This window comes from Beijerinckia sp. L45 (assembly GCF_009765775.1).
In the GTDB taxonomy this organism is placed as follows: Bacteria; Pseudomonadota; Alphaproteobacteria; order Rhizobiales; family Beijerinckiaceae; genus RH-AL1.
On sequence record NZ_LMUU01000276.1, the window covers coordinates 71,033 to 80,616 of the forward strand.

The 9,584-nt window shown below is 58.8% G+C and carries 11 protein-coding genes; 8 read left to right on the plus strand and 3 right to left on the minus strand.

Annotated features, from left to right (window positions below):
• Nucleotides 1-5: 5 nt before the first annotated feature.
• Genes GSQ79_RS28575 through GSQ79_RS28585 form a run of 3 tightly spaced genes read left to right on the plus strand, consistent with a single transcriptional unit; the run spans nt 6 to nt 2,800 of the window.
• A complete protein-coding gene (locus GSQ79_RS28575) occupies nt 6-1,646 on the plus strand; it encodes an IS66 family transposase (protein WP_158812122.1) in 1,641 nt (546 codons plus the stop codon).
• On the plus strand, nt 1,643-2,242 hold the full coding sequence (locus tag GSQ79_RS28580) for a plasmid pRiA4b ORF-3 family protein (protein ID WP_158812123.1): 600 nt from the start codon (nt 1,643-1,645) through the stop codon (nt 2,240-2,242). Before GSQ79_RS28575 ends, GSQ79_RS28580 begins: the two co-directional genes overlap by 4 nt.
• Nucleotides 2,243-2,281: 39 nt before the next feature.
• Nucleotides 2,282-2,800 carry a DUF4142 domain-containing protein gene (locus GSQ79_RS28585; protein ID WP_158812124.1) on the plus strand — a complete coding sequence of 173 codons (519 nt, stop codon included), beginning with the start codon at nt 2,282-2,284 and terminating at the stop codon, nt 2,798-2,800.
• A 237-nt stretch (nt 2,801-3,037) separates the two neighbouring features.
• Here GSQ79_RS28585 and GSQ79_RS28590 read toward each other — a convergent pair whose 3' ends face one another.
• A complete protein-coding gene (locus GSQ79_RS28590; RefSeq protein WP_158812125.1) occupies nt 3,038-3,802 on the minus strand; it encodes an SDR family NAD(P)-dependent oxidoreductase in 765 nt (254 codons plus the stop codon).
• Between the two features lie 77 nt (nt 3,803-3,879).
• On the opposite strand from GSQ79_RS28590, the gene GSQ79_RS28595 reads away from it, so the two are divergent.
• Nucleotides 3,880-4,518 carry a TetR/AcrR family transcriptional regulator gene (locus GSQ79_RS28595; RefSeq protein WP_158812126.1) on the plus strand — a complete coding sequence of 213 codons (639 nt, stop codon included), beginning with the start codon at nt 3,880-3,882 and terminating at the stop codon, nt 4,516-4,518.
• Between the two features lie 225 nt (nt 4,519-4,743).
• On the opposite strand, the gene GSQ79_RS28600 is transcribed toward GSQ79_RS28595, so the two are convergent.
• Nucleotides 4,744-5,709 (minus strand): amidohydrolase family protein, encoded by a 966-nt coding sequence (locus GSQ79_RS28600; RefSeq protein ID WP_158812127.1) that lies wholly within the window; start codon nt 5,707-5,709, stop codon nt 4,744-4,746.
• Between the two features lie 103 nt (nt 5,710-5,812).
• Here GSQ79_RS28600 and GSQ79_RS28605 point away from each other — a divergent pair, with 103 nt between their 5' ends.
• Together GSQ79_RS28605 and GSQ79_RS28610 are read left to right on the plus strand one after the other, a co-directional pair.
• Nucleotides 5,813-6,457, plus strand: coding sequence for a TetR/AcrR family transcriptional regulator (locus GSQ79_RS28605; protein WP_158812128.1), 645 nt, complete (start codon nt 5,813-5,815; stop codon nt 6,455-6,457).
• Between the two features lie 293 nt (nt 6,458-6,750).
• A complete protein-coding gene (locus GSQ79_RS28610; RefSeq protein WP_158812129.1) occupies nt 6,751-7,011 on the plus strand; it encodes a hypothetical protein in 261 nt (86 codons plus the stop codon).
• Nucleotides 7,012-7,265: 254 nt separating this feature from the next.
• Here GSQ79_RS28610 and GSQ79_RS28615 read toward each other — a convergent pair whose 3' ends face one another.
• Complete coding sequence (locus GSQ79_RS28615; RefSeq protein WP_158812130.1) at nt 7,266-7,622, minus strand: EthD domain-containing protein; 357 nt, start codon at nt 7,620-7,622, stop codon at nt 7,266-7,268.
• A 301-nt stretch (nt 7,623-7,923) separates the two neighbouring features.
• Here GSQ79_RS28615 and GSQ79_RS28620 point away from each other — a divergent pair, with 301 nt between their 5' ends.
• Both GSQ79_RS28620 and GSQ79_RS28625 read left to right on the plus strand, forming a co-directional pair.
• Nucleotides 7,924-8,280, plus strand: a complete 357-nt coding sequence (locus GSQ79_RS28620) for a hypothetical protein (RefSeq protein WP_158812131.1) — start codon at nt 7,924-7,926, stop codon at nt 8,278-8,280.
• Between the two features lie 92 nt (nt 8,281-8,372).
• Nucleotides 8,373-8,960: a TetR/AcrR family transcriptional regulator gene (locus tag GSQ79_RS28625; RefSeq protein WP_158812132.1), complete on the plus strand. Its 588-nt coding sequence runs from the start codon at nt 8,373-8,375 to the stop codon at nt 8,958-8,960.
• Nucleotides 8,961-9,584 lie beyond the last annotated feature (624 nt).

Here is a 9,584-nt window from a genome sequence, read left to right on the forward strand (position 1 = left end):
GCCTCATGACGCCATCGAACGCCAGCGAGCCCGATGATATCGAAAGCCTGAAGAGGCTTCTCGTCGCAGAGCGCGCGGCCCGTTTAGAGGCCGAAGCCAAAGCTACGCTCGCCATCGCCCAGGTGTCCGGCGCCGAGGCTTTGATCGCCCATCTGAAGCTTGCCATCGAGAAGATGCGGCGCGAGCTCTATGGCAGTCGATCGGAGCGTGGACATAAGCTGCTCGACCAGATGGAGTTCGAGCTGGAAGATCTCGAAGCGACGGCGGCGCAGGATGAGGCGACGGCAGAGATGGCGGCCATCCGCGCTGGTCTTTCGATCCCCGCGCATCAGCGGCGGCGATCGGGGCGAAGGCCGTTTCCCGATCATCTGCCGCGCGAACGTATCATCGTTCCTGGCCCGAGCGCGTGCCTATGCTGTGGGTCCTCGCGCCTTGCCAAGCTAGGCGAGGATATCACCGAGACGCTGGAGGTGGTGCCGCGCCAGTGGAAGGTGATCCAGCACGTTCGCGAGAAGTTCACCTGCCGCGCCTGCGAGAAGATCAGCCAGGCGCCAGCGCCCTTCCACGTCATCGCCCGCGGGCATGCCGGCCCGAGCCTGCTGGCGATGATCCTTCACGCCAAGTTCGCGCTGCACCAACCGCTCAACCGTCAAAGCGAGACCTACGCGCGCGAAGGTATAGACCTGCCTCTATCGACCCTTGCCGATCACGTTGGCGCCTGCGCCGCCGTCCTGGCGCCGCTCGCCGACCTCATTCGCGCTCATGTTCTGGCGGCGGAGCGTATCCACGGTGACGACACGCCGGTAGCGCTTTTGGCTAAGGGCAAGACGGTCCAGGCCAGGTTATGGACCTATGTTCGTGACGACCGCCCGTTTGGTGGCCCCGATCCGCCGGCGGCTTTCTACGCGTTCTCGCGGGATCGCAAGGGCGAACATCCCGAGCGTCATCTCGCGGGTTATGACGGGATCCTGCAAGCCGACGCCTATGCCGGGTTCAACGGGCTCTACAAGGCCGAGCGCAAACCCGGGCCGATTGCAGAGGCCGCTTGCTGGAGCCATGCCCGTCGCAAGTTCTTCGTCCTTGCCGACATCACGAGTAGAGCCCGTTCGCGCAAGCCGGTCATCGTCGCGCCGCTTGCTCTGGAAGCCGTCCGTCGGTTCGACGCGATCTTCGCGGCCGAGCGTGCTCTGAACAGTTTGCGATCAGACCTTCGACTGGAGGGACGCCGGCAAGATGTGATGCCGCTTGTGATAGGCCTGGAATGCTGGATGCGGGCAGAGCGCCCGAAGCTCTCGCGTCATTCCGACGTCGCCAAGGCCATGGACTACATGCTGACGCGCTGGCCCGCCTTCGTGCGCTTCCTTGATGATGGAAGGATCTGCCTATCGAACAATGCCGCCGAACGCGCCTTGCGCGGTATCGCACTCGGCCGCAAGGCTTGGCTCTTTGCAGGGTCCGAACGCGGTGGGGACCGCGCCGCCATAATCTATACGCTGCTGCAGACGGCAAAGCTGAACGCCGTCGATCCCCATGCTTGGCTGGCCGACGTCCTCGCTCGCATCGCCGATTACAAGATGGCCGATCTCGCAGATTTGCTGCCGTGGCGTTGGTCGCGGGATACGACGTGTTGTAAACTGGCGGCATGACCGCCGACACCATCGCTCTCCTCAAGATAACCCTCGACGACGTCAAACCGGTCGTGCTGCGCCGGATAGAAGTGCCGTTTTCGATCCGCCTCGATCGGCTACACCTCGTTTTGCAGGCAGCGATCGGTTGGACCAATAGCCACCTCTACGAGATCTGCATTGATGATACAGGCTGGAGCGTCCCCGACCCAAGTTGGCGTGACGGCCCACTCGACGCGAGCAAGGCGCGTCTCGACAAAGTTATCGAGGATCTCGGCAGAAAGACCTTCACCTATCTCTATGATTTTGGCGACGGCTGGAGCCACACGATCAAGATCGAGCGCTTGACCGACGCCATTCCAGGATTGGTCTATCCTAACCTGATCGAAGCGAGCGGGCGATGCCCGCCCGAGGATATCGGCGGACCGGCCGGCTACGCTGACTTCCTGGAGGCTATCGCCGATCCTCAACACGAAGGCCACGCTGATGCGCTCGAATGGGCTGAGCCTGACTTCGACCCGCATCCTGCCGACATCGCAACCCATCAGAGCGCGATCGCCGCCCTTACCAAGCGCTGGGCTCCTAAACCACGAGCAAAGCGCACCAAACCTATCTGACCCGCGGCCTTCGGCGGATGCTTACAAGACGCCGGCCCCTTGAACGATCTTTTCGCCCTTCCAGGCAACGTGGTCGGCGGCACCCTCGGCGCAGGCACGGACATCATCGGCGGCACGCTTGGCACAGGCAGCGATGTGCTCGGAGGCGGAGACCAGTTCCGCCTTACCGACCTGGTGAGTGGCGAGTTCTCGATCGAGACAAGCAAGCTCGCGCTGGTTCATGCCCATAGCGTGCATGTTCGCGACTTCGCCCAGCTCGAGATCAACGAACAGCAATCCGTTGCCGCAGCCCTCGGCGCGATGCCGGGCTCTGTCCCCCCGCGTCCCGATCAAGCCGCAATGGTCGGCGAATTAGCCCTGCTGCGTGGTCCAAGGTTCGACCACGCGTACATCATGGGTCAGATCAAGGGCCACGAGGAACTGCTCGCAAACAACAGCCAGGCGATCAATAGCGACGCCGATGCCGCCATCCGTCGCGTCGCAACGCTTTCGGTCCCAACCATCGAGACCCACCTCGCTATTCTGCATCGCCTCCGCGCGGGGCTCGCCTCGGTCTAGGACTGGGCAAGCGGCAGTCGCCTGTCCCAAAGATGGCAGGCGACTTCCAGTTAGATTGGATACTAACTCTCAGCACCAGCGGAGCGCGGCCCAACGACAAGATCTTTCCAAACGAACGCAGCTTCGGCCGTTACCGGCAGCAGCACGCCCGGTGGGCGGGCAGTCCAGGTGTGGGGCGCCGCTGCGTCTGTTTTCGAACGAGTGGCCCAAACAACCGGGCTTAGGCTGAATTCTCGGTTACCAGGGAATCGTTGTACTGTCCCACCGCGTGAAGGTGCCGGTCGGACCGTCCGGTCCGAGATTCGTCACGCGAACCACCTCACGCGAGCCATCTTTGACAGATTCGGTTCCTGCGAAATTGTTAAGGTTCGTACTAGTGAACCCTGGAGAAACGAGGTTCACCTTGATGCCCGACCCTTCGAGTTCGATCATCATGGCCAGCGTTATGCCGTTGAGAGCCGTCTTGGATGCGGGATAAACGGGACCGAACATAGAGCGGTAAGGAAAGTTAGGGTCCGCGTTGAGCGTCAGTGACCCCACACCGCTCGATACATTGACGATGCGCGCATCGGACGATTTTCGAAGGAGCGGTAGCATCGCCTGATACACGGCGAGAACACCGAAGACGTTTGTTTCCCAAACAGCGCGTATCTCTTCGAGCGGCACATTGCTGGGTCTTGTGGTCTTCGCGTGATCCTGAATCGACATTCCAGGCTGCCTGAGATGATGCGAGATGGCTGCGTTGTTGACCAAAAGATCGAGGCGTCCAAACTCTTCGCCGATGCGCGCCGCTGCAGCTCCGATTAAAGCCTGATCAGTTACATCGAGCTGTATCGCAATTGCGCCCGGCCCGATCAGTTTTGCTGCGGTTTCGCCGCGTGCATAGTCGCGTGACCCGATCAGCACGGTAACACCGTCAGCCACAAGTTCTTTTGCGACCTGTAGACCGACACCTTGATTTGCCCCTGTGACCAAAGCAATCCGTTTGTGTTCGTTGTTCATCTTCATAACCTTTCGCCCAGTTGCTCAAAGAGCACCCTCATATTATATGAGCGATCCTTCAGGTTTGACATTCGCATATGCCCGTCCCGCCATCCGCACTGCTAAAGCCTCGGAAAACGCCGCGTCAGGCGCGGTCGTCGGCGACGGTCGACGCGATTTTTGAAGCCACGATTCAGGTTTTGCTGGTCGATGGGCAAACGAAGCTGACGACGACGCGAGTTGCCGAACGCGCAGGCGTTTCGGTCGGGACGCTGTATCAATATTTTCCCGATAAGAAGTCACTTCTCTATGCGATGCTTCAGCAGAGACTCGATGGCGTGCCGCAAGCCATGGAAATTGCTGCCGACCAACTTGCTGGTAATACTCTGACCGTCATATCTGATGGATTGGTTTCGGCCTGGCTGGCCGCCAAGACCAGGGACATTGCGACCTCGCGTGCGCTTTATGCTGTTGCCGCTGACTTAGAGATTGCCAATCTCCTCAATAAGGGATCGACTCGCATCCGGGCGGCCATTGAGCGAGTCTTGATAAGTGCCCGTGATGCCACTTTCGAAAATGCTCCGTCTGTCGCCGACATCCTGGTTGCTATATTGGGAGGCACCGTGCGTTCAGTCATAGAGGGTGGCGCAGGACCTAATCTTCTGGCCACTTTGCGTGCCGAATTACCGCTCCTGTGTCGAGCGTATTTGTCAGTCAAAGCGCGGTCTGTTGCTTAAGACTTCCAGTCATCACATGGTGTGCTTCATGAGCGAGGATTCGCGCGAATGAAGAACGGCAAGGGACCGAGCGAATATCTCACGAGCTGGCAGATGCTGTCCGTCACGCGCGCGTGGCGGCCGTCGCGTAAGAGGTCTGCGCACGAAGATAGCCCATCACGACCTCGCAAATCGTGCATGGGCCTTCGTTGCTATCTGTGCGCGATTCAGACTTTTAACCGAGCGTCATCGAGCGGCGGACGCTAGCCTGGGGAACAGCTTGGCCGTGTTGGCGCCAATTCCAGCCCTCTGTTGATCGGTAAGCCCCTCGAACGCGGCCACGGCTTCGATATTTTGCGCGATCACACCTTCCGATGCGGGCGGATAATCCGTACCGAACACGATCTGATCTGGACCCGCGAGTTCGACCACTGGCCATAGCGACGAACCGGAGCCAGCAATCGCAGTATCGTAGAAGAGGCCACTTAAGTTCGCGAGCATCTCACCATGCGTGAGGCCAAGGGGATTGGAAACCCACGGCAACGAGCCCAACGACGAGATACGCGGGGCGAGGGTCGGCAGGACGCCCCCGGCGTGAGCGAGGAGGAACCGGATGTTTGGGTACCGGCGGAAAACGCCTGCGAACAGCATATCCACCACGGTTCGAGCGGTGTTCATCGGAAACTCGATTAGCGGCCCTGGTCGACCCAAAGCAGTACTTTCAAAATCAGGCGGCGTGTCGGGGTGAATAAAGACGACCGCTTGCCGTCGATCGAGCTCGGCGTAAATCGGATCGAATATGGCATTGCCGAGATAGGTGTTTCCATAGTTGCTGGAAAAAACGATCCCGTCGGCGTTTAGTTCGTCGAAGCTGTAACCGATCTCATGAACGGACCGCGCGATATCGGGTAAGGGCAGCGAGGCAAAAAAACCGAAACGGTCGGGATGTTCCGCGACAAGCGACGCGCTGTAGTCGTTCATCTTGTGGAAGTCTGCGTCGGGTGTGGACACAGGCAGTGACAGGATCTGGCTATGAATATGATGGCGATCCATGAAGCTGATCGCCTCGTCTACGCTCCACGACGGCATCGGGGACGACAACATGTGGTTCTGCCCAGGAACCGACGCCACTTTTACGGACGGGGGCAGATAATGTGCGTGCACGTCGATGCGGCAAAAGCCATAGGACCGATGTTCGGACTGCTTGATCATTTTTGAACCTCGATATCATCTCGAAGCTGCAAACATATGAACGATACGATATCGTTTCAATATGTAAACATGTTGGCTGATCACGATTGCTTGGAAAAAAACCATGGCAGGAAAACAAGAAAATGCGCGACGGCTGGGGAGACCTGTTGCACAGGCAAGCGAGATATTGGACCAGCACATATTGGCTACGGCGATGCGCCTGTTCACCGAGCAGGGCTACGCCGGAACCTCTATCGAGCAGATTGCGAAGGCCGCCGGCACCGGCAAAACCACCATCTATCGCCGCTATCCGTCCAAAGAACCGCTGTTTCAAGCCGTGGTAAACTTGCTGGCTGAGACGCTGCTGGATCGTGCAGTTTTAGCGGAAACGTCATCTCCTGATCCGATGATTGCTTTACGAAGCGCGTGTCGAGCGAGGCTGGATTTAGCCTCAACGCCAGGTGTGGTAGCCGTCTATCGCGTGATCATTGCGGAGGCCCATCGTTTTCCAACCATCATTGCCAATGTAAGGGCCGACGCGTTGGACCCCTACGACGATGTTATTCTGCGCCTGTTGAAGGCATCTCGGGATAAGGGACAAATTCGTGAAGACACCTCTTTCGAGGAAATACGCCGGGCATTGACAGGGCTGTGTACCGGATGGGCTGTTCAAGAAGCGCTGATGGGGCGTCAAGGCCTCGCGGATAAGGCTGAGCGGGACGCCTTCTTCGATTGCGCTTGGGATCTGTTTTTGCGAGGCATCCGCTAGAATCAAAGGGGCAGCCTGATCGACGGCCCCATCTTGTAGAACGTAGAAGGCTATTTAAGTTCTGCTCGATCTGCAAACCGTATCGCCTTCGATTGGCTCGGGTCGGTAGTGCGGCCGGTCCCGGAAATGCTGGTTCGAAGCCTGAAACTGAAAGGCTTCGACGCCGTGCTGATGGAGACGCGCCATGTTCGGGCAGCGCTCTCAGCTTGGGTCGCCGAGACGGATCGCAATGATGCTCGGGGCAGGCCGACCTTCCGCGCAGGGGCTGGTTCCTGCGTGTTCACGTCAAGTACATGGATGCACGTGATCACCGTGCCCTGCTGTCAGCGCGCTCAACTCTGGTACGCCGGCTCAAGGATATTGAAAACAGCGCACGGCGCGGCCTGCAACGAGCCAAGGTGGCGCTTGCCCGCAAAATCGCCGTCGTCTTTATCGATGTGGAGCGACTGCAGCGACTTCCGCTTCACCGCGACAGCCGTCGCCACAGCCAAACGGAAGGGAAGCACCGCCTGCCGCCACTACGGAATCGTCCCCGCAAGGGACGTACTCGTTAGGACGACGGCGGAGAGAGGCCGGCGGACGCCTGGGAGCGCGGCGACGCAACTCCGCTTCGGAGATCGGTCGTTCTTCGTCTCACGCCTATCGCATCATGTGACGATTACAGCATCGATCACGAACAGAAGCATGCCCCTGCGCAACTAAACAGACTTGACGCTAACGCGCAATGACAGAAAGCCTATAGATTTAGGATGCAGCCGCGCGCATTTCGCTGTCATACTATTGTTCGAGCAGCACAATCAATGAACATTCATATTGCCACTGAATTCCAGACACTGGTCTCCTCGGACACGACGAAATCGCAGGCGTGCAAATCGAGGAAGAAAGCCTCGTCGGGCCTAACTTGATCCAGGTATTCCGGATCTGAAAAGCATCGTCCCAGAGCTTCGATGTCGTCGAACCAGAGTTCGGTGACGCCATCGTAATTAGCGGGAGGCAAGCCTGGCATTTGAAATTCGACAGCATGCTGCTGCACGTAGCGACGCACGGTAGTCTTCACGATCGGAACCGACATAAACAAGCTCGCGTGGATATTTCGGTGGTGATCGACAAACTGCTGTCGGCTCAAGGCGCTGTTTCGCTTTAATAGTATCGTGAACTTGATCATAGGCATTTTCCGCATTGTTGCGTGAGGATGGCATCTGTCGAATGCGATAAGGAGGCTTCGTCGTATCCAGCAAGCTCGGAGGCGAGCAGGAAAAACCGGTTGCTGTTCCCATACGCGTATGTTTAAATATACGCGTACGAAAGGAAAAGCCAATGCATTTCTCACATGAGGTTTCGATCAGCATACCGGCCTCCTCGATCGATCTGGCCGAATGGCTGTTCGAGCTCACCGAAGAGGTTATGCCGCCTGCGCTCGCGCCCATCTGGCGATCGGCGTCGTTGGCGGGGAAAGGCGATTGGGAATGGTCAACGTCGAGTCGATTGGCGGCTCTTTGCTGATCCAGCATTACGCTACCCGACGTGCCGAGAAGAACGAGGTGACGATGGTGTCGGAAGCGAGTCGCGCCTACCTCATGCACGTCGTGCCGGTGAAGGTTGGTGTTCGCTGGCATATGGGGGTCGCGTCGGACGGCCCTGCCGCTTCGCGTTTCTGCTTCGAGATCGACGTCGAGATGCCACGGGTGGTCGAGATCCTCGGTCGCACGATTGGCACTCCTTGGTTCGTCAAGCGCCACCTCGTGGAGGAAACGATCGGATTCGCACGCGACATCGCGCGAAAGGCACAGCATAATGTCGCCCAGCCTTTGATGGTCGGCTAGGGCTCAGGTTCAGACATGGCTGCAGGATGGTAGACGGTCGCGGGTCCACTCCGCCTATGAGCCTTCGGGTTCGGCGGAGGGAGCATCGCGAAATGCTGCGCGATCGAGTGCTCGATGCGGCGGCGATAATCGTTGAGAGAGACGGCGCTGGGGCGCTGAGCATGCGTAAGCTTGCTCTGGACCTCGATTGCGCCCCCATGACCCTCTACGCCTACTTCGACGACAAGCACGCGCTTCTGCTGGCTCTGGCGCAGCGGAGTTTCGACGCCCTGGCCGAGCGTTTGGCCGGCCATACATCCCATGATCCGCTCGAAGCCCTCAGGAACTTGTATATAGACTATGCCCTCTTCGGGCTCCGAAATCCGGACGACTACCGCACGATGTTTATGACGCCGGAGGCTCAATCGCCACGCGAACGGAAGGGACCGGAGCAGATGTTAGCCGATAATGCCGCATTTGCCGTTGGCGCCCAACGGGCGTTGGATTGCGTTGAATCCGGCGTATTAACCGGAAACACGCACGCTATGACAACCTTATTGTGGACGGCGGTGCACGGGGCTATTGCTGCGATCCTGACCTTTCCTGCGTTCCCGTTCGGCGATCCGGAAGCTTACGTCAATCGCGTTGTAGATCTCACGATTGGCGCGTTAAGGACACAACACATCGAAGCTATCGCATAAGCGGGCGAAGACTTGTCAGGCGCGTTCCCGGGCGTGCCCGGCACGCCGGCATAGGTGACTTAAATCTTGATCGCGGGCTGGCTTATTCCCAAGGTCGTGCTAGACGCCAAAGCCGTTTTCATCGGCAACAATGTCAGCGGCAGCGGCTAAGAAATCGGCGAGACTAGCGACCTCGGCCTCAAGGCGGTATTCGTTGCGACGAGGGGCCCCTGTTTTGCAAGGCCAATATGTGGGCAACCACCTGCGTTCAAGCGTTTCGTCTCCGTCGGGACCCATGACAATCGCACGGTCCGCATCCTGAACGTGATCGACGAGGCACCCAGAATGTCTCGCGAGAACGGCACCTGTGAAAGCTTCAACGCAAGCGCAGGATCATGATCGAGAGCTGGCGGCTGCACTACAATGCGATCCGAACTGGAGGCGCCAGCGACCACGTGCCTTGAACGGCGCGACGGCAAGGCCCTTGCCTGTCTTGGTGACGCTCACCGACATCAACGAGCAGTCGCTCGGCAAATTGGGGGGCCGATTAACCGCCGTTCACGCGGACACGTCGCTTCCTTGCCCAGCTGGTCTGCCCCCTCTGAAGTGGTCCTCCTAGAAGTATGGCATTTTGCCACGAGGAGG